The 20006-nt window shown below is 71.4% G+C and carries 14 protein-coding genes; 7 read left to right on the forward strand and 7 right to left on the reverse strand.

All coding sequences use genetic code 11. The features are described 5' to 3' along the window. Nucleotides 1-5 precede the first annotated feature (5 nt). The 3 genes from E1289_RS04625 to E1289_RS04635 form a co-directional block, all read right to left on the reverse strand. A complete protein-coding gene (locus tag E1289_RS04625) occupies nt 6-575 on the reverse strand; it encodes a TerD family protein (protein ID WP_131975596.1) in 570 nt (189 codons plus the stop codon). A 144-nt stretch (nt 576-719) separates the two neighbouring features. Continuing rightward, complete coding sequence (locus E1289_RS04630; RefSeq protein WP_131975598.1) at nt 720-2183, reverse strand: family 43 glycosylhydrolase; 1464 nt, start codon at nt 2181-2183, stop codon at nt 720-722. Nucleotides 2184-2378: 195 nt separating this feature from the next. Then, nucleotides 2379-3263, reverse strand: coding sequence for an SDR family oxidoreductase (locus E1289_RS04635; protein ID WP_165970338.1), 885 nt, complete (start codon nt 3261-3263; stop codon nt 2379-2381). Between the two features lie 161 nt (nt 3264-3424). On the opposite strand from E1289_RS04635, the gene E1289_RS04640 reads away from it, so the two are divergent. After that, entirely contained in the window at nt 3425-4246 is an 822-nt protein-coding gene (locus E1289_RS04640) for an SAM-dependent methyltransferase (RefSeq protein WP_131975602.1), read from the forward strand. Between the two features lie 10 nt (nt 4247-4256). Here E1289_RS04640 and E1289_RS04645 read toward each other — a convergent pair whose 3' ends face one another. Beyond that, nucleotides 4257-4844, reverse strand: a complete 588-nt coding sequence (locus E1289_RS04645; RefSeq protein ID WP_165970339.1) for a TetR/AcrR family transcriptional regulator — start codon at nt 4842-4844, stop codon at nt 4257-4259. 75 nt (nt 4845-4919) lie between these two features. Between E1289_RS04645 and E1289_RS04650 the strand changes: the two genes are divergently transcribed. After that, nucleotides 4920-6803 (forward strand): cellulase family glycosylhydrolase, encoded by a 1884-nt coding sequence (locus E1289_RS04650; protein WP_131975606.1) that lies wholly within the window; start codon nt 4920-4922, stop codon nt 6801-6803. Here the strand turns inward: E1289_RS04650 and pabB are convergent. The 3 genes from pabB to E1289_RS04665 all read right to left on the reverse strand — a co-directional run bounded on the left by pabB (nt 6740) and on the right by E1289_RS04665 (nt 10500). Beyond that, nucleotides 6740-8914 carry an aminodeoxychorismate synthase component I gene (pabB, locus tag E1289_RS04655; RefSeq protein ID WP_131975608.1) on the reverse strand — a complete coding sequence of 725 codons (2175 nt, stop codon included), beginning with the start codon at nt 8912-8914 and terminating at the stop codon, nt 6740-6742. The two genes, E1289_RS04650 and pabB, sit on opposite strands and share 64 nt — an antisense overlap. A gap of 108 nt (nt 8915-9022) precedes the next feature. Continuing rightward, nucleotides 9023-9658, reverse strand: a complete 636-nt coding sequence (locus E1289_RS04660) for a nitroreductase family protein (protein WP_131975610.1) — start codon at nt 9656-9658, stop codon at nt 9023-9025. Nucleotides 9659-9702: 44 nt separating this feature from the next. Beyond that, a complete protein-coding gene (locus E1289_RS04665; RefSeq protein ID WP_243712606.1) occupies nt 9703-10500 on the reverse strand; it encodes an SAM-dependent methyltransferase in 798 nt (265 codons plus the stop codon). A gap of 325 nt (nt 10501-10825) precedes the next feature. On the opposite strand from E1289_RS04665, the gene E1289_RS04670 reads away from it, so the two are divergent. The 5 genes from E1289_RS04670 to E1289_RS04690 all read left to right on the forward strand — a co-directional run bounded on the left by E1289_RS04670 (nt 10826) and on the right by E1289_RS04690 (nt 19839). Beyond that, complete coding sequence (locus E1289_RS04670) at nt 10826-13984, forward strand: glycosyl hydrolase 115 family protein (protein ID WP_131975612.1); 3159 nt, start codon at nt 10826-10828, stop codon at nt 13982-13984. 33 nt (nt 13985-14017) lie between these two features. Further along, on the forward strand, nt 14018-15388 hold the full coding sequence (locus E1289_RS04675; RefSeq protein ID WP_131975614.1) for an endo-1,4-beta-xylanase: 1371 nt from the start codon (nt 14018-14020) through the stop codon (nt 15386-15388). 144 nt (nt 15389-15532) lie between these two features. Then, nucleotides 15533-17338: a glycoside hydrolase family 15 protein gene (locus tag E1289_RS04680; RefSeq protein ID WP_131975616.1), complete on the forward strand. Its 1806-nt coding sequence runs from the start codon at nt 15533-15535 to the stop codon at nt 17336-17338. Nucleotides 17339-17484: 146 nt separating this feature from the next. Then, a complete protein-coding gene (locus tag E1289_RS04685) occupies nt 17485-18768 on the forward strand; it encodes a cation:proton antiporter (RefSeq protein WP_131975618.1) in 1284 nt (427 codons plus the stop codon). Between the two features lie 108 nt (nt 18769-18876). Continuing rightward, nucleotides 18877-19839, forward strand: a complete 963-nt coding sequence (locus tag E1289_RS04690) for a DUF5954 family protein (RefSeq protein ID WP_131975620.1) — start codon at nt 18877-18879, stop codon at nt 19837-19839. Nucleotides 19840-20006 lie beyond the last annotated feature (167 nt).

Here is a 20006-nt window from a genome sequence, read left to right on the forward strand (position 1 = left end):
GGCGGTCAGGCGAGACCGGCGATCGTCGGCAGCATGTCCTCGAACGTGCGCCCGTGGCACGGCTCGCCGATCGCGTTCATCTTCCAGCCGTCGCCGTGCCGGTAGACGCGGGCCATCACCATCGCGGTGTGGGCGCCGCCGCCGGTCAGCGTGTACCGGGCCATCTCGGCGCCGTCCTGCTCGTTCACGAGCCGGCAGAAGGCGTTCTCGACCTCGTCGAACGTCTGCCCGTTGAAGGAGCTGACCGTGAACACCAGCGACGTGACGTGCACCGGAAGCCTGCTCAGATCGACGATCACCGACTCGTCGTCACCGTCGCCCGCCCCGGTCAGGTTGTCGCCGGTGTGCCGGACCGAGCCGTCGTCGCTGACGAGCTTGCCGAAGTAGACCACGTCGGCGATGCTCCCGTCGGCGAAGAGCACGCAGGACGCGTCGAGGTCGATCTCCCGTTCCCGCGAGCCGAAGAAGCCCTTCTTCTTCACCGCGTCCCAGCCCAGCCCCATCCGGACCATGCTCAGCACACCGCCGGGCTTCTCCAGCGAGATCCGCTGGCCCTTCACCATCGAGACGGTCACAGCCGTCGCCTCCTCGAAGTCCCCTTCACCGCACCGAGGAAAGCCTGGCAGCCGATCCGCCCGGTTGTCACCTGTTCACGGCGATCGGGGCGTCCCGGCCCACCACGTCCCGCCCGGAGGGGCGGGCCTTTGGGGGGCGGGGTCCTATTCGAGGTAGAAGGTCGCGTCGCCGCGGGCCGCGGCGGTGTCGGCGGTCTCCAGGTAGAGGAGGGACGAGCGCTGCCGGACGTACCGGCCGGCGAAGTTGACCGCCTCCAGCGAGATCCCGGCCGCGTCGGCGAGCCCGGTCCGCTGCCGGAAGGAGGAGTCGGCCCCGAACAGCGCGGTCGCGTCGGCGCGGTCGACCCACAGTTCGTAGTTGCGGTGCCTCAGGTAGTGGCCGGGGTAGTTGGCGGATTCGAGCGACACCGTCCCGTCGCCGTGGAGCCCGGGGACGATCCTGAACTGCGAGTCGGCGAGCATGGCGACGTCCGCGTCGAGCCTGGCGCGGAAGTCGTAGTGGCGGACGTAGCGTCCGGGGCTGCTGTAGGACGACAGCCGGTAGGGGGTCACGCCGTCGCTCACCGGGATGCCGAAGTTGGGCGTGCCGTCGGCGTTCCAGTAGAGCTTCTGGACGCGCGTGCGCCGGTTCGGGTCGTTCAGCGGATCGCCGCTGATGTCGCGGTAGTCACGGTCGTGGTAGACGAGGATGTCGCTCCGGCCGTCCTCTGAGACGGTGAAGGAGTTGTGCCCCGGGCCGTACTGGCTCGTCGCGTCGTTGCTGGTGAAGACGGGGTCGGGGCTCTTGCTCCAGGACGAGGCGTTCAGCGGGTCCGCCGAGGCCGGGGCGGTGAGCAGGCCCATGCAGTAGTTGGCGTCGGTGGCGCTCGCCGAGTACGTCATGAACACGCGCCCGTTGCGCACGAGGACGGCGGCGCCCTCGTTGACCTTGTATCCGATCGTCTCCCACGGCAGCGTCGGCGTGCTCAGCAGTGTGGGCGTCCCGGTGATGGTCCACGGGCTGCTCATGCGGGCGATGTAGAGGCTGGAGTTGACGTCGCTGCCCGGTGGGCTCTGTGCCCAGACCAGGTAGCGCGTCCCGTTGTGGGTGAAGGTGGTCGCGTCCAGGGAGAAGGTGTCCCACGGGGTGACCAGGCGGCCCATCTCCGTCCAGGTGGAGGTGAACGGGTCGGCGCCGGAGCTCCGCAGGACGTACATGCGGATGCGCCAGATGTCGTCGGACCGCCCGGCGGCGAAGTAGACGTACCACCGGCCGTCGATGAAGTGGATCTCGGGCGCCCAGATGTGCGCCGCCATCTCACCGGACGCGTGCCTGCGCCAGATCACCCGTTCGCTCGCGCCGGCCAGGCCCTGGATGCCCGTGGCGCGGCGCAGGATGATCCGGTCGTACTCCGGCACGGTCGCCGTGAAGTAGTAGTGGCCGTCGGAGTGCCGGACGATGTGCGGGTCGGCGCGCTGCCGGATCAGCGGGTTCGTGTAGCGGACACCGGGCGAGGCGGGGGCCGCCGCGGCCGTGCCCGGCCAGGCCGCGACGCCGGCGGCGGCGACCGGCACCGCGGCCAGCGTCCGCAGGACGGTACGGCGGTCGAATGCTCTCGGGTCGTCCACGGATTTCTCCTCACCCTCCGGCTTGGAAGCGCTTTCAATAGCAGGCCGGAAATGCCCGCGGGATGCTTGCCGGGGCGGGCGCTCGCTGGCCGTTTCGCCGATGTTTGCGCTAACAATGGGCGCTGTCAATACCCCGCCCACGTCGTTTCAGCGGGGCGGCGCCGGGAGCTGCGCCTTCGCGTCGGGAACCTCGCGTCAGGAACCCGCGAGCAGGTCGCGGTGCCGTTCCATGAGGTCGCTGACGGGGCGGGCCGGGCGGCCGGTGAGCCGCCGCACCGTGTCGGTGAGCGGCTCCCCGTAGCCGGCGCGCAGCGACACCCCGAAGGAGACGATCATGCCCCGCACGTCGTCGGGCACGCCCGCGGCGCGCAACTGCGCGTCGAACTCGTCGTCGGGCACGCTGCGGTACCCGACGGGTCGGCCGGAGATCTTGGCGGCGAGCGCGGTGAGGTCGTCGAAGCCGAGCAGCTCGGGCCCGGTGACGTCGTACGTCCTGCCCTCGTGGCCGGCGGACGCCAGGACCGCGGCGGCGGCGGCCGCGCAGTCGTCGCGGTGCACGAAGGCGCCCTTGGCGTGGCCGGTGTTGTCCACCAGCATGCCGCGGGCGATCGCCGGGGGGAGGATCTGCGTGACGGGCGTCTCCGCGAACAGGCCCATGCGCAGGTAGGTCACCTCCAGGCCGGAGGCGTCCAGCAGCTCGTGGGTGCGCAGGTGGTCGGGCACGACCGTGGACGGGCAGTCCGGGTCGGCCGGGTCGGCCATGATGTAGGAGGTGTACACGATGTGCCGCACCCCGGCCGCGACTGCCGCGTCGATGGCGTTGCGGTGCTGGGTGACGCGGCGGCCGAGCTCGTGCAGGCTGACCAGGAACAGCCGGTCCGCCCCCTCGAACGCGGCGGGGAGCGACTCCGGCCGGTCGTAGTCGCCGTACCGCACGGTCACCCCGTTGCCCGCGAACCCGGCGAGGGCGTCCACATTCCTGGTGACCAGGACGACGTCATCGGGGGAGACCTTTTCCAGCACGTATTCCGCGGTGGCCCGCGCGAGCCGGCCGGACGCGCCGGCTATGGCGATCCTCATCACGTTCCCCGATCGTCCGATTACGGGAGGCGACGGTACCCGGAGTTTCCCTTCCGGCATTGTCCGCCACGTTAAGCTACTCCCCTCTGCCGCCGTCAGGAGCGTGGAGTTACCGGAACGTGTCATCCCCAGGAGAAGACAGAGCCGCGCCGGCCGAGAGCATGGCGCGCGATCCCCGGCGGCCCCTCGTCGACGCGACCCATCCGTCGTCGGCCCGGGTGTACGACTATCTGCTGGGCGGAAAGGACAATTTCGCCACCGACCGAAGGGCCGCGGACAACATCGAGGAGGCTTTCCCGGCCATCCGGGTGGGCGCCCAGGAGAACCGCAGATTCCTGCTCCGCGGCGTCCGGTACCTCGCCGCCGAGGCCGGCGTCCGGCAGTTCCTCGACATCGGGACCGGCATCCCGACCTCGCCGAACGTGCACGAGGTCGCGCAGGGCGTCACGCCGGAGGCGCGCATCGCCTACGTCGACAACGACCCGGTCGTGCTGGCGCACGCCCGCGCCCTGATGGTCTCCGACCCCCGGGGGAACGTCGGTTACCTGGACGCCGACATCCGCGCTCCGGAGGCCATCGTCGGCAGCGATCTCGTGCACCAGGTCCTGGATTTCGACGAGCCGATCGCGCTGATACTCAGCGCCATTCTGCATTTCATCCCGGACGAGGAGCGGCCCGCGGAGATCATCCGGACGTTCGTCGAGGCCCTCCCGCCGGGCAGCTACGTCCTCGCCAGCCACGTGACCGACGAGCACGAGCCGCGACTGCGCTGGGCGTCCGCGGGGTACCGCGACGACGGCGTGCGCACTCTCGCGCGGACCGCCGCGGAGTTCGAGCGGCTCGTCTTCGCCGGCCACGGGCTCGAACTCGTCCCGCCCGGCGTGGTGCTCGTGTCGCGGTGGCGCCGCGATCCGGACGATCCGCCGGCCCCCGACCCGGCCGCGGTGTCGGCCTACGGCGGCCTCGCGAAGCTCCCCGGCTGACGCTCGACGCTCAGTCGCGGGGTGCGGTGAGGAGCGCCGCCAGGGCCGCCGCGAACCGGGCGGGGTCGACGTCGGCCGGGGGCCGGCCGAAGAACTCCCGGGACAGGTGGTATCCGGACAGGGCGGAGACGACGACCGCGAGGAGCGCGTGCGCGTCCTCCTCGCCGGGCAGCGCCGGCAGGTCCCGGGTGAGGTGCTCGGCCTCCTCGGCGATGCCCTCGTCCAGCAGCGCGCCGCGGACCTTGCGGGTCAGCTCGGGGAACCGGCCGTGCTCGCGGGCCAGCAGCGTGATCAGCGGCCTGACCCGCGTCAGGTAGTCGAGCTGCTGCAGGAGGCGGCGGGTGAGCGCCTCGCGCGGGTCGCCGGTGACGGGTCCGCGCTCGAAGGCGCGGCGGTGCTCCTGGGCGCGGCCCAGTTCCCGCTCGAAGACCTCGCCGAACACGTCCTCCTTGGAACCGAAATGCCGGTAGAAGCTGCCGCTCCCGGGGGAGAGCCCGGCCAGCTCCTCGATGTCGGTGACGGTCGTGCCGCCGAAGCCGCGCCGCTGGATCAGCTCCAGGGCCGCGTCGAGGATGCGCTCACGCGTGGTGGATGACACGGATGCAAGATAGCTCTTGCGCATGCAAGAACCTTCTTGCACAGTGGAGGGCCCCGGCGACGAAAGGCCCCCGCCATGCCCGCGTTCCGCGCGTCCCGCGTCCCCGTCCGGCTCCTGTCCGCGGTCCTGCTGGCGGTGGCCGGCCTGCCCGCCGTCACCGCGACCCCCGCGGCGGCGATGGACCCGCCGGGGGCGATCGTCGTCGCGCCGGACGACGGCGCCTGGGAGTTCCGCGACGGCGAGGGACGCGAGGTGACGCTGCGCGGCTTCAACGTCTCGGGCAGCACCAAGCTCTACGAGAACGACCTCCTGCCGTTCCGCACCACCGCGGACGCCGCCCGGTCGGCGCAGGCGATGCGGGATCTGACCGGCGCCAACGCGATCCGCTTCCTGATCAGCTGGGAAGGGGTCCAGCCCGCGCCCGACCGGATCGACCACGCCTACCTCGACAGGGTCGCGGCGCAGATCAGGGAGTTCACCGACCGCGGGATCCGCGTCCTGCTCGACTACCACCAGGACCTGTACTCCTCGCACCTGTTCCACGAGGGCAGCTGGTACACCGGGGACGGCGCCCCGGAATGGGTGATCGAGGCCGGGGACTACCCGCGCGAGTCGTGCGGGATCTGCCTGCTGTGGGGGCAGAACATGATGAACAACGGCGCCGTGCGCCAGGCCGCCCACGACTTCTGGCGCAACCGGGTCCTCGCCACGGAGGCCGGGCCCATCGGCGTCCAGGACGCCTTCCTCGCGCAGGCGAAGGCGACCATGACCCACCTCGAACGGGAACTCCCCCGGCCGGCGTTCGACGCCATCATCGGGTTCGACCCCTTCAACGAGCCGTTCGACGGCGGCCTGGACGGCGGCTCCGGCCTGGACTGGGAGAAGAACCACCTGATGCCCTTCTACCACCGGTTCCGCGCCGCGATGGACGAGGCGGGCTGGGCGGCCAAACCCGCCTTCGTGGAACCGCTGGTCTTCTGGAACACCGGATTCTTCGAGCAGGGCGGCATGACGTCGGTCGGGCGGCTCGGCACCCGGATGGTCTTCAACACCCACTACTACGACGGGGCGCGGATGACGCTCGACCCCTCCCCCGCGTCCGACGGGACCTATGCCGCGCCGATGAACGAGATCCGGCGGCGCGCCGCCGAACTGGGCACCGCGCCGATCGTCTCCGAGTTCGGCAACAAGCTCGACGACGGCCGCACCCCGTGGATGGTCCGCGGGATGTACCAGGCGATGGACTACGGCGTTCCCGGCCGCGGCTGGTGGAACGGGCCGTCCGGCGGCGGGGCCGTGCTGTCGGCGCTCCAGTGGCACTGGGACGTCTACAGCGGCCGCCACCACGAGTTGATGAACGGCAACCCCCGCAAGGTGCAGACCGAGGGCGACGCGTGGAACGACGAGGACCACTCCGTCGTCACCGCCGACGACGCGGGCACCGTCACGCTCCGACTGGACCAGCGTGTCCTCGACAGGCTCTACCCGGCCGCGGTGAACGGCGACACCCTGGCGTTCGCGTTCGAGGACCTGGCCCGCTCCGGATACGGCGGGACGGGGCGGCAGCAGCCCTGGCTCACCGTCCCGTCCTCGATGCCCGGTGTCGCCGCCCTGGTCGAGGGCCGCCAGTACGGCGTCCTCGTGTGGCGGGGGTCGGCGACGGGCGCGCCCACCGACCTGCACCTCCCGCGGTCCTTCGCCCCCGGCGGGACCACCGTCGTCAGCGATCTCGGCGCGCTCACCGGCGTGCCCGCCTCCGGCCCGGTGAAGGCCACGCCGGAACCCGGCTCGTCCTCGGCGCACCGGCTGCAGCTGACCCCGGCCGGCGACTCGCCCGCGGCGGTGCACTTCGCGCTCGTCGCCAACACCACGACCGGGACGCCGGTGACGCCCGCTCAGCTGGCCGCGGCCCGCGCCGAACTGTCCGCCTGGGCGAACCGCCACTTCGCCGCCGGCTGATCCGCGGGGAACGCCGCGTCGAGCAGGCGGAGCAGGGGCGCGGCCTTGACCGCGGTCTCCGCGAACTCGGCGTCCGGGTCCGACAGGGCGGTGATGGCGCCGCCGACGCCGAACTCGACGCGCCCGGCGGACGCCACGGCCGTGCGGATCACGATGCTGAAGTCGGCCGCGCCCGACAGCGAGAAGTAGCCGAGGGCACCGGAGTACACGCCGCGCGGGCCTTCCTCCAGGCGGTCGATGAGCTGCATGGTGCGGATCTTCGGCGCCCCCGTCATCGAGCCGCCGGGGAACGCCGACCGCACGCACCGCACGGCCGAGACGTCCGGGCGGAGGGTGGCGCGGACCGTGCTCACCAGCTGGTGGACGGTGGTGTAGCTCTCCACGTCGAAGATCGGGTCGACCTCGACCGACCCGGTCTCGGCGACGCCGCCGAGGTCGTGCCGGACCAGGTCGACGATCATGAGGTTCTCGGCGCGGTCCTTGACGCTCGCCGCCAGTTCGGCGCGCAGCCGCCGGTCCTCGGCGGGGTCGGCGGAACGCGGCCGGGTGCCCTTGATCGGCTTGGACTCGGCCCGCCCGTCCGCCGAGACGCGCAGGAAGCGCTCGGGGGAGGCGCTCAGCACCGACAGGCCGCCGAACCGCAGCAGCGCCCCGAACGGCACCGGGTCGCGCCTGCGCAGCAGCCGGTAGAAGTCCCACGGGTCCGCGCGCACCCGCGCGGTGAGCATGTTGGTCAGGCAGACCTCGTAGGTCTGCCCGGCGATGATCTCCCGGCGGCAGGCGGCGATCTTGTCGAGGTAGCGGCGCCGGCCGTGCCGCAGCGCGAGCCCGCCGGGCACCGGCGGGTCGACGGCGGGGGCCGGCGTGCCCGGTGACCGGGCGGGCAGCCCGGCCAGGCGGGTTTCGACGGCGTCCAGCCAGGCCCGCGCCGCGCGCTCGTCGCCGGCACCGTCCACCTGCCGGCACAGGGCCAGCAGGTGGACGCTCCCGTCCCGGTGGTCGAACGCCACGGCCCGGTCGGCGAAGATCATGGCGGCGTCGGGATGCGGGGAGCGGTGCGCCCGCGCCCCGCCGCACTCGGCCTTGAGCTCGTAGCCGAGGTAGCCGACCCAGCCGAGCCGGAAGCCGAACGGCAGGTCGGGGGTCTCGGCCGCGTGGGCGCGCAGGTCGGCGTCGATCCAGTCGAAGAAGGACGCCCGCTCCAGCCGCGTGGTCCCGCCCGCCGACTCGACGGTCAGGCCCCCGGTCGCCACGTCGAAGGTGGCGACCCGCGCCAGCGGGCCGGCCGCGTCCCCCATGAACGAGAAGCGCCCGCCGTGCTCACCGGTCCGGCTGCTGTCGAGCCAGAACGCCCGGTCGGACCCGGCGAACAGCGCGCCGAACACGTCCTCGGCCACCGCCGGTGTGCTGACCTGGCGCGCGATGACCCGGTACCTCGCGGTCCGGTCCCGCTCGGCGGCCGGTGCGGGTGGCCGGGCGGCGGGGGACGGCGCGGCGGCGCGGACGGGCCGTCTCCGGCCGAGGCGCTCGCGGGTGAGGTCGAGGAAGTTGCCGATGATGGCGCGGCCGTGCTCGGTGCACACCGACTCCGGGTGGAACTGGACGCCCCAGATCGGTCTCCGGGTGTGCCGGACCCCCATCAGGACGCCGTCGGGCGTCCACGCCACCGTCTCCAGCACCGGCGGGAGGTCCGCGGCGGCGAGCGAGTGGTAGCGGACCGCGGAGAACGGGGAGGGCAGGCCCCGGAACAGGTCGGCGCCCGTGTGCTCCACCGGTGACGTCCGCCCGTGCCGGACCTGCGGCGCGGGCCGGACACGCCCGCCGAACACGTGACAGATCCCCTGGTGGCCGAGGCACACGCCGAGGACCGGGATCCGGGCGTGCTCGATGACCGCCGCGCAGATCCCGAAGTCCCCGTCGTGCTCCGGCGAGCCGGGGCCGGGCGAGATGATCACGTTGTCGAACGGGCGCAGCAGGCGGCGCAGGGCGCGGCGCGACGTCCGCGCCACCTCGTCGTTGCGGACGACGACCGGCTCGGCACCGGCCTCCGCCACGTACTGGAGCAGGTTGTGGGTGAACGAGTCGTAGTTGTCGATGATCAGCGTCCGCACGGCATCCCCCACGGCCCGGCGCGGCGGCGGGCGCACCACGCGCCCCGCCGCCCGGCCCCGCCGCATGAGGGTACCGGCAGCGTGGCACCGGGTCGGCGCGGCACCGGGTCAGCGCATCGGGGTGCCGTAGGACTCGTCGAAGACGATCTCCTCCACCGGGGTGCGGGTCAGCTTGGCGGGGAAGCCGTGCTCGGGGTAGCCGACCGCGATGTGGGCGGCGGTGATGACGCCGTCCGGGATGCCCAGCAGCTCCTTGACCTTGGGCTCGGCGTGGACGAGGAGGGTCGTCAGGGCGCTGGCGACGCCCTGGGCGCGCAGCGCGAGGCAGAAGTTCTGCGCGGTCGGGTAGATGGACCCGCCGCCCACGACGCTGAACCGGTCGAGCTCCAGGTCGGTGGGGTGGAGGCCGTCGATCTCGGCGCACAGGACGACGATGGCCGGGACCTCGTGCAGGTGCTCGGCGAAGTGGTCGGCGTCGGTGACGGCCTTCGGCAGGGCGCCCACGCCGATCTCGCCGGTGTCGATGCCGTCCAGGTACGCCTTCCAGGGCCCGAGGTACCACTCGGCGAGCTGCCGCTTGCGGTCCTTGTCCCGGACGACGACCCAGCGGACGGGCTGCCGGTTGCCGCCCTGCGGCGCGAACCGGGCGGCGTCGAACGCCGTCATCAGGACCTCGTCCGGTACGGGGTCGCCGCGGAAGTAGCGGCACGTGCCCGTTGTCTTCATGGCCTCGATGACGTCCATGTCACCTCTCCGGGGTAAAGGTCGGGTCGGAAGGGCGGCCGGGGTCAGGGTTTCCGGCCGACGGCGCCGTACATCCAGATGAGATCGAGGTTGGGCGTGACCGGGCCGTCGGGCCGCCAGAGCGGGGTCTGGACGATGCCGGGCTCCAGCAGCTCGAAGCCGTCGAAGATGCGCTCGATCTCGGACTTGCGGCGCGCCACGGCCGGGGCCTTGGCGCGGTTGTAGGTGCTGGCGACCTCGTTCACCTGGCTGGTGCGGAAGTCCTGGGTGGGGTGCGACAGGACGAGGTAGCCGCCGCTGGGCATCGCGTCCCGCAGCGGGGCGACGATGTCGTGCGGCTCCCGGTCGGGGACGAACTGCAGCACCGAGACCAGCATGACCGCCAGCGGCTGGTCGAAGTCGATCAGCGACCGGACCTGCTCGTCGGCGATGATCCGCTCGGGGTCGCGGACGTCGGCCTGGACGACGGCCGTCCGCCCCAGCCCGCTCAGCAGGGCCCGCGCGTGCACGAGGACGATCGGGTCGTTGTCGACATAGACGACGCGCGTGTCGGGCGCGGTCTCCTGGGCGACCTCGTGGACGTTGCGCTGGGTCGGCAGCCCGGCGCCGAGGTCGAGGAACTGCCGGACCCCGGAATCCACCAGGTGGCGGACGGCGCGGTGCAGGAAGGCGCGGTTCTCCTGGGCGATGGCGCGGATCTCGGGGGCGGCGTCGAGCGCGGCCTCGGCGGCCGCGCGATCGGCCTCGTAGTTGTCCTTGCCGCCCAGGTAGTAGTCGTACATCCGGGCGGGATGGGCGACGTCCACGTGCAGGTCGATGCGGGCCGGGTCCTCGTGGGTCAAAGTCGGGCCTCTCTAGCGCTCGCCGGCCCACCACCGCGAGGGTCGCAGCCGTTCCCGCATAACCATATTGCGTTCCAACGGCCCCGCGTGGTGAAAAGTGCCGACTTGGCCACGCTCGGCCCCAGAAAGATCGTTCCGGTCACATCGAAATGTTTCGAACCCATCCCCGCATCGGCATGCGTCCAGATCAGACACCGCATGGCTTGATTCGAGGGAAAGAGGTGGTTGACGCGAGAGACGGCTGAGGCTATTTTCCAGTCGGCTCTCGAAAAATATCGAAATGTTTCGAGATGCCCGTGCCGCTCCCGCAGTGAGGAGACAGCCGATGGGCAGACCGCGTCGGATGTGGAAGTCGAAGCTGTTCCTGGCCCTGGTCCCGACCGTCATCGCCTTCACCGCCCCGCCCGCCGCCGCGCTCCCGGCCGGCCGCGGAGGGCAGGGCCACGGCGAACCGGACCCCGCGTCCTACATCGCGTTCCGGGACGGCCGGGGGCACTTCCCCCTCGTCGCGGACGGCAGGGCCGCGCCGCTGGTCGTCAGCGACGCCGACCACCCGGGCGTCGTGCGGGTCGCCGGGGACCTGCGGGCCGACATCGAGCGGGTGAGCGGCGAGCGGCCCGCGCTGTCGGCCGACGGGAGGGTCCCGGCCGCGAGCGCGGTCGTCATCATCGGCACGATCGGCAAGAGCCCGCTCATCGACCGGCTCGTCTCGTCCGGGAAGCTGGACGTGCGGGGCGTCAAGGGCAAGTGGGAGACCACCGTCGAACAGGTGGTGGACCACCCGATGCCGGGCGTGCGGCGCGCCTTCGTCATCGCCGGCAGCGACCAGCGCGGCACCATCTTCGGGGCCTACGACGTCTCCAGGAACATCGGCGTCTCCCCCTGGTACTTCTGGGCCGACGTCCCGTCCCCCCGGCACGAGAACATCTACGTGAAGCCGGGCCGGCACACGCAGGGCACACCGGCGGTGAAGTACCGGGGCTTCTTCATCAACGACGAGAACCCGGCGCTGAACCGGTGGGCGCCGCGGTTCTTCGGGCCGGGGAAGGCCGAGGGCTACCCCAACGGCTTCAACCACGAGTTCTACGCCAAGATCTTCGAGACCATGCTGCGGCTCAAGGCCAACTACCTGTGGCCCGCGGTGTGGGGACGCGCCTTCGCCGAGGACGACCCGCTCAACCACGCGACCGCGAAGAAGTACGGCGTCGTCATGGGCACGTCCCACGAGGCCCCGATGATGCGCGGCATCGAGGAGTGGAACCGGCACGCCACCCCGGCGGAGCGGGACGCGGACGGCGAGATCACCAAGCCGGGCAGCGACCCGTACGGCGGGACGGGCGAGTGGAGCTTCCGCCGCAACGCCGACGCCGTCAAGAAGTACTGGCGGGACGGCATCGAGCGGATGGTCGACGAGGACTTCGAGGGCGTCGTCACCATCGGCATGCGCGGCAACGGCGACGTCAGCCTGCCGGACGGCGACGGCATCGAGCTGATGGAGAACATCATCGCCGCCGAGCGCGGAATCCTGGCGGACGTCACCGGGAAGGCGGCGTCCGAGACCCCGCAGGTGTGGACGCTCTACAAGGAGGTCCAGCGGTACTGGGACCGGGGCATGCGCGTCCCCGACGACGTGACCGTCGTCTTCACCGACGACAACTGGGGCAACATGCGCAAGATGCCCGCGCAGGGGCTGCCGGAGCGGGCCGGCGGATACGGGCTCTACTACCACTTCGACTACGTGGGCGGCGGCCGCAACTACAAGTGGGTCGACACCGCGCAGCTCGGCAACACGTGGGAGCAGCTCCACCAGTCCTACCAGCACGGCATCCGCAACCTGTGGGTCGCGAACGTCGGCGACATGAAGAGCAACGAGCTGCCGACCCAGTTCTTCCTCGACTACGCATGGGACCCGGACCGCTGGCCGCTGCACAGGCTGGGCGAGTGGGAGCGGCAATACGCTGCGCAGAACTTCGGGAACGGGCCCGCGAAGGAGATCGCCGAAGTCCTCGGCGAGTACGGGAATCTGCAGGCGCTGCGCAAGCCGGAACTGCTCAACCGCCGCATCACCCTCGACCCGGAAAAGGACCTTTCCACCGACCCGAGCGCCGTCGTCTACGACGACGAGGAAACACCCTTCTACCTCGACCGGTACCGCGAAATGGACGGCGTCACCGCACGCTGGCAGCGGCTCGCCGCAAAGGCCGAACGAATACGCCGCCGCATACCGGACGAGCTACAGGACGCCTATTACCAGCTCGTGTACTACCAGGTGAAGGCGACGGCCAACCTTTACGCGCTGCGCGAGGCCGAATTCACGAACATCCGCTACGCGGAACAGGGGCGGGCGGCCACCAACGACTACGCCGACGAGGCCGAGGCCAGGTTCGACGAGGACCAGGCGATGTCGCACTACTACGACCACGCACTGGCCGGCGGGAAATGGGAGGGCTTCCAGAGCCAGCCGAAGATCGGCTACGGGAACGTGGAGCGGTACGGCCCGAACGCGCCCTGGCAGCAACCCGAGAAGGACCACGTGGCCCTGCCGGACGAGATCTACCCGCATCTCAAGCGGATCGAGGTGCCGGACGGCTCGGAGATGGGCGTGGCCATCGACGGTTCCGACGAGTGGTGGCCCAAGGCGGAGACCGAGGCCGTCCTGCCCGAGTTCAGCCCGTACCAGAGCGCGCCCCCGCAGTACATCGAGGTGTTCAACCGCGGCACCGACCCGTTCGACTACCGGATCACGCCCGGCAAGCCCTGGGTGAAGGTGTCCCACGCCAAGGGCCGGGTGGACAAGCAGGTACGGGCGACCGTGTCGGTCGACTGGCGGCGGGCGCCCACGGGGACCACGCGCGTGCCGATCGAGATCACGGGTGCGGACGGCCGGACCGTCACCGTCCAGGCCGTCGTCGACAAGCCGAAATCGTTCAAGGCGCGCGGCTTCGTCGAAGCGGGCGGCTACGTCTCCATGGACGCCGACGGCTTCACCCGCGCGACCCGCGCGGGCGGCGCGCACTGGAAGCGGATCCCCGGCCTCGGCCGGACGGACGCCGGAATGGAGCCGTTCCCGGTCACCGCGCCCGGCCAGGAGCCGGGCAAGGGGCCGCGCCTCGAATACGACATGACGCTGACCACCACCGGGCCCGTGCAGGTCTGGGCGTACCTGTCGCCGCGCAACAGCGTCCTTTCGACCGGGGGCCTGAAGTACGCCGTTTCGATCGACGGCCAGGAACCGCAGGTCGTGAACATCACCGAGGCGACCGGCGCGAACGACACGACCATGAACAAGCAATGGGAGAGGAACACCTCCGACAACGTCAACCGCACCGTCACGACGCACACCGTCACCGAACCGGGGACGCACACCCTGAAGTTCTGGATGGTCGACCCGACCGTCGTCCTGCAGAAGATCGTGGTCGACACCGGAGGACTCAGGACCTCTTATCTCGGGCCCCCCGAAAGCCGGAGGGCCGGGTTTCGCTGAACCCCCCGCCCACCCCCAAGGAGGAACGAAACCATGAGAAGAGCCCTCACCGCGGTGCTCGGAGCGGCGACACTGCTCCTGGCCGTCCTGGTGGCCGGCGCGCCGCCCGCCTCGGCGGCGAGCACGCTGAAGGAGGCGGCCGCCGCCACCGGCCGCGTCTTCGGCACCGCCGCCGCGCAGAGCCACATGGGCGAGTCCGCCTACGTCAACACGCTCAACCGTGAGTTCAACCAGCTCACGCCGGAGAACGAGATGAAGTGGGAGACGACCGAGCCGTCCCGCGACTCGTTCAACTACGGCGCGGCCGACCAGCTCGTCAGCCACGCGCAGTCCCAGGGCATGGCGGTGCGCGGCCACACCCTCGTGTGGCACAGCCAGCTGCCGGACTGGGTCGAGGGCATCTCCTCGCGTACCGAGCTGCTGGACGTCATGCGCAACCACATCTCGAACGTCGCCGGCCACTTCCGGGGCGACATCGAGTACTGGGACGTCGTCAACGAGGCGTTCCAGGACGGCTCGGGCGCGCGGCGGGACACGGTCTTCCAGCGCGTCATCGGCGACGGCTACATCGAGGAGGCCTTCCGGGCGGCGCGTGCGGCCGACCCGGGCGCCGAGCTCTGCTACAACGACTACAACATCGACGGACGCAACGCGAAGAGCGACGCCGTCTACGCCATGGTCCAGGACTTCAAGCGCCGCGGCGTCCCGATCGACTGCGTCGGCCTCCAGGCGCACCTGATCGTGGGCAGCATCCCCGGTGACATCCAGGCCAACATCCAGCGCTTCGCCGACCTGGGCGTGAACGTCTACATCACCGAGCTCGACATCCGGATGCAGACCCCGCCGGACAGCCAGAAGCTGGCTCAGCAGGCGAGCGACTACCGCGCGGTGACCTCCGCGTGCCTGGCGGTCTCGGCCTGCAAGGGCATCACCGTCTGGGGCGTGACCGACAAGTACTCCTGGGTCCCCGACGTGTTCGAGGGCGAGGGCGCGGCCCTGCTGTTCGACGACAACTACAACAAGAAGCCCGCGTACGACGCGACACTCGAAGCCCTCGGCGGCGACCCCGGCGACCCGGGCGACCCGGGAGACCCCGGTGACGGCAGCGTCACCTGCACCTACACCCGCACCTCGCAGTGGAACGACGGCTTCAACGGCCAGGTCACCATCACCGCCGGCAGCAGCGCGGTCAGCTCCTGGACGGCCGTGCTGACCATGAACTCCGGCCAGGACGTCCAGGCCCTCTGGAACGGGACCCCGACCAGGGACGGCAACGTCGTCACGGTCAAGCCGGTCGGCTGGAACTCGAACCTGGCGGCGGGCGCGTCCGCCTCGTTCGGATTCACGGCGAGCGCACCGGACGGCGACGTCTCCGACCCGGCGCTCGCCTGCAGCACCCCCTGATCCCCGCCCCCCACGGACGGCCGGCACGGCGGCAGCTCCCAGGTCGCCGTGCCGGCTTCCGTTCCACAAGCCGCACGGGCAAGGCGTAGATCCGCTCCCACGGGTACGTGCAGCCGGAACGACGGCGACGTGCAAGGGGTCGGGTTGGCGCTGCGAATCGAGGACTACGGGCTGCTCGGGGACACGCAGACGGCGGCGCTCGTGGGGCGCGACGGATCGATCGACTGGCTGTGCCTGCCGCGCTTCGACTCCCCGGCGTGCTTCGCGTCGCTGCTCGGTGACGAGCACGCCGGGTTCTGGCGGCTGGCGCCCGCGTCGGGCGGGACGTGCACGCGGCGCCGGTACCGGGAGGACACGCTGGTCCTGGAGTCGGAGTGGGAGACGCCGGAGGGCGCCGTCCGGCTCATCGACTTCATGCCGCCGCGCGGGGAGGCCGCCGACGTCGTCCGGATCGTGGAGGGCCTCGGCGGGCGGGTGCCGATGCGCATGGCGCTGCGGCTGCGTTTCGACTACGGGCGCATCGTGCCGTGGGTGCGGCACCGGGACGGTGAGCGGAACGCGATCGCGGGGCCGGACGCCGCATGGCTGAACACGCCCGTCGAACTGCACGGGCGGGACCTGACCACGTACGGCGACTTCACGGTGTCCGCCGGGGACCGGGTCCCGTTCGTCCTGACGTACAAGCCGTCGCACGAACCGCGTCCCAAGGCGGTCGAGGCGGAGCGGGCCCTGAGGGACACGGAGCTGTTCTGGTCGGAGTGGATGCGCGGCTGCGACTACGAGGGGCGGTGGAACGCGGCCGTCCGCCGGTCGCTGATCACGCTGAAGGCGCTCACCTACGCCCCGACCGGCGGCATCGTCGCCGCCGCCACCACGTCCCTGCCGGAGCGGCTCGGCGGCTCGCGCAACTGGGACTACCGGTTCTGCTGGCTGCGCGACGCGACGTTCACGCTGCAGGCGCTGCTCGGCACCGGGTTCGCCGCCGAGGCGAAGGCGTGGCGGGAGTGGCTGCTGCGCGCCGTCGCCGGCGATCCCTCCTCCCTGCAGATCATGTACGGCATCGACGGGACGCGGCGGCTCCCCGAGTTCACGGTGGACTGGCTGGCGGGCTACGAGGGGTCGTCGCCGGTCCGGATCGGCAACGCCGCGTCCGGGCAGTTCCAGCTCGACACCTGGGGAGAGGTGCTCGAAGGGCTGCACCTGGCACGGCTGGCCGGCATCGAGGCGGACGACGACGCCTGGGACGTCCAGCGCGCCCTGATGGACTTCCTGGAGGGGCACTGGAGCGACCCCGACAACAGCCTGTGGGAGGTGCGGGGTCCCCGCCGCCACTTCGTGCACTCCAAGGTGCTCGCGTGGGCCGGGGCGAAAAGTGCCGTCCGGGCCGTGGAGCGGTTCGGGCTGGACGGGCCCGCCGACCGGTGGAGGGCGCTGTCGGAACGGATCCACGCCGACGTGTGCGAGCACGGCTACGACGCGGACCGCGGCACGTTCACCCAGTTCTACGGATCCCGCGGGGTGGACGCGGCGCTGCTGCTCATCCCGCAGGTCGGCTTCCTGCCCTGGGACGACCCGCGCGTGGTCGGCACCGTCGACGCCGTGCGGCGGGAGCTGTACCGGGACGGCTTCGTGCTGCGCTACGACACGGAGGCCGACGGAGGCGTCGACGGTCTTCCCGGTGCCGAGGGAGCGTTCCTGGCCTGCACGTTCTGGTTCGCGGACGCCCTGCACGGCATCGGCCGGACCGAGCAGGCCACCGAGCTGTTCGAGCGCCTGCTGGACCTGCGCAACGACGTGGGCCTGCTCAGCGAGGAGTACGACACCGCTGCCGGGCGGCAGGTCGGGAACACCCCGCAGGCGTACTCCCACGTCGGCCTCGTCAACACCGCCAGGCATCTCAGCGGCACACGCCCCGCGTGGCAGCGGGGCCCCCGGTCCGGACCTCGCTGACGCTCGTGCCGCCGACCGCCCATGCGGGCCGGTGAACGGACGAACCCGGAGTTATGTCGCGGGAATCGCGCCCGTTAAAGTCGTGGGCCGATGCGCCGGGGAACCGGTCGGCATGAACGTCCGTCGATTACTGAAAGATCCCGGTGATGACGAACCTCCTCCTGGTCTTCGCCGCCATGCTGCTGCTGGCGGTGCTGGTGTCGAGCCTGGCCCACCGCACCGTCCTGTCGACCGCGGCGCTCTTCCTGGTGGGCGGCTTCCTGCTCGGTGACGGCGTGGGCGACGTCATCACGCTCAGCCCGGACGACGAGATCGTCAACACGCTCGCCGAGCTGGCGCTGTTCGCGGTCCTCTTCACCGACGGCATGCACGCGGGCTGGAAAGAAGTGCGCAGCGCCTGGCGGCTGCCGGGACGGGCGCTGGGCTGGGGCCTGCCGCTGACCCTCCTCATCACGGCGGCGCTCGCGCACTACGTGGTGGGGCTCGGCTGGATCGAGTCGCTGCTGATCGCGGCGGTGCTGACCCCGACCGACCCGGTGTTCGCGGCGGCGCTGGTCGGCAACGAGAAGGTGCCGCCGCGACTGCGGCACCTGCTGAACGTGGAGTCCGGCATCAACGACGGGCTCATTCTGCCGTTCGTCATCGTGTTCCTGGCGATCGCCCAGGGCTCGGAGGATCTGCACATCGGCGCGCTCGCCAGCGAACTGGCGGTCGGGATCGCCATCGGCGTGCTGGTTCCGCTGGCCGCGCTCGCGCTGGAGCGCACCCGGCTGTTCGCGGTCTCGCCCAAGTACAAGCCGCTGAACGCCGTCGCGATCGGGCTGCTGGTGCTCGCGCTGGCGCAGGCCACGCACGGCAACCTGTTCCTGGCCGCGTTCGCCGCCGGTGTCACCGTGGCGACGGTCGGCGACCAGTACAAGGAGTCGTTCGAGGAGTTCGGCGAGCTGGTCGCCGAGTTGCTCAAGCTCGCCGCGCTGCTGGTGTTCGGGGCGCTGCTGTCGCCGACGTTCCTCGGCGACGTCGGCTGGTCGGGCTGGGTGTTCGCCGTGCTGGCCCTCGTCGTCGCGCGGCCGGTGGCGATCTGGGTGTCGTTCCTGCGGTCGAAGCTGACCGTCCGCGAGCAGACCGCGGTGATGTGGTTCGGGCCCAAGGGGTTCGCCTCGGTGGTGTACGGCCTCATCGTCCTGAAATCGGGCATCTCGGCCGCCGACGAGATCTTCCATCTGGTCGCGGTGACGATCGCCCTCTCGATCCTGGCGCACTCGTCCACCGACGTCATCGTGGCACGCGGCTTCGACCAGGAGAGCGAGGTGCCCGCCTGGTTCGACCGCTCCGGCGACGGCGAGGCCGCGGAGGAGGAGGAATCCCCGTCCAAGGGATCCGAGCCACCCGGAAAATCCGAATCGTCCGAGTCAACGGAACCGCGCTAACCCGCTGGACGTTGCACAGAAATTCTTTTTCCGGTTAATTGCCGCGAGCCCGCGGTCGAAATCGCGAAACCCGTGCGGGAATGCGCGCCGGGCGGCCAGGATGCGGGGATGACCTTCCCGCTGATGCACGGGTTCGACCACATCAACGTGGTCGCCGACCTCGACCCGGTCGCGGCGGTGCGCGACAGGGAACTCGGCGAGCGAATTCTCCGCTATCCCAAGATCCTGCCCGCCGGGTCCCCCTCTTTCGGCCATGCGGTGCAAAAAGGAAAAGAGTGGCGAATCGGATGCCTCGGTTCCGATGATCCGTCCGCCGCCCGGTACGGCCTGGCCATGGATCTGCGGACGGCGGCGGCCGACGAGCGGGACCCCCGCACCGCCGAGGCGATGCTGGCGGCGGCCGCCAGGCTCGACCCCGAGGAGGGCGCGCAGCTCCCCAAGGACGAATGGGAGATCGGCGACCGCAGGTACCGGATCATCCGCGTCGAGAAGTTCATCCTGATCGGCGACCGGGTCATGGAGCCGCCCAGGGCCACCGACGCCGACCTCGCCGGCGACGGGCTGCTGCGCGGCCATCCGATCGACCCGCCCGCCCCGTGCGGCCAGTGGGAGGCGCAGCTCCGCCTGAACCTCGTCGCGCGGCTGCCCGTCGCCGGCACCGTCCCGGACATGATCCGCACCGAGGCCCGCCACGCGATCCAGGCGCATCCCGGGGTCGTGCTGCTCCCGCCCACCTTCGTCGTCGTGGAGGTCGACGGCGACTCCTGGGCGCCCCTCACCGGCGGGGACGACCCGGACCAGGCCCGCGACCGGCTGGCCCGGCACTTCACCGGCCTGCTCCCCCGGCTCCGCGAGTTCCAGGGCGACCCCGCCACCCCCGCCGAACTCGCCGAGTGGACGGCGCTCGCCGACGAGATCAGGGCGTCGACCGGCCACCGGATCACCGTCCGCGGCCGCGAGTTCCGCACCGTCCGCGTCTGCCGGATGCTCCGCCTCGGCCGCGACGGCCCCGAGTCCCCCCGCCCCTGCGACCAGGACCAGTACGGCCTCACCGACACCGCCGAAGCCTGACCCGAACCCGCCCCGCGTCAGCCGATGTGCACATTGCGGCGTGCACATTGACGGCGTGCGCATCTCACTGCAGGTCACGGAGCTGAACGCAACGACCCGCCTGGCCGTTGCGGACTTTCGACAACGCCGCCCACCGCGGCGGCGTCGCGCTGCGCCCGGTTCCTGGA

The sequence above is a fragment of the Actinomadura sp. 6K520 genome (genome assembly GCF_004349245.1).
In the GTDB taxonomy this organism is placed as follows: Bacteria; Actinomycetota; Actinomycetes; order Streptosporangiales; family Streptosporangiaceae; genus Spirillospora.

What these genes read in the sequence shown, in the direction of transcription:
- E1289_RS04635 (WP_165970338.1), bottom strand. Translation starts at nt 3,263, where the DNA reads ATGAGGATCGCCATAGCCGGCGCGTCCGGCCGGCTCGCGCGGGCCACC.
- E1289_RS04640 (WP_131975602.1), top strand. Translation starts at nt 3,425, where the DNA reads ATGGCGCGCGATCCCCGGCGGCCCCTCGTCGACGCGACCCATCCGTCG.
- E1289_RS04650 (WP_131975606.1), top strand. Translation starts at nt 4,920, where the DNA reads ATGCCCGCGTTCCGCGCGTCCCGCGTCCCCGTCCGGCTCCTGTCCGCG.
- E1289_RS04660 (WP_131975610.1), bottom strand. Translation starts at nt 9,658, where the DNA reads ATGGACGTCATCGAGGCCATGAAGACAACGGGCACGTGCCGCTACTTC.
- E1289_RS04670 (WP_131975612.1), top strand. Translation starts at nt 10,826, where the DNA reads ATGGGCAGACCGCGTCGGATGTGGAAGTCGAAGCTGTTCCTGGCCCTG.
- E1289_RS04675 (WP_131975614.1), top strand. Translation starts at nt 14,018, where the DNA reads ATGAGAAGAGCCCTCACCGCGGTGCTCGGAGCGGCGACACTGCTCCTG.
- E1289_RS04685 (WP_131975618.1), top strand. Translation starts at nt 17,485, where the DNA reads ATGACGAACCTCCTCCTGGTCTTCGCCGCCATGCTGCTGCTGGCGGTG.
- E1289_RS04690 (WP_131975620.1), top strand. Translation starts at nt 18,877, where the DNA reads ATGACCTTCCCGCTGATGCACGGGTTCGACCACATCAACGTGGTCGCC.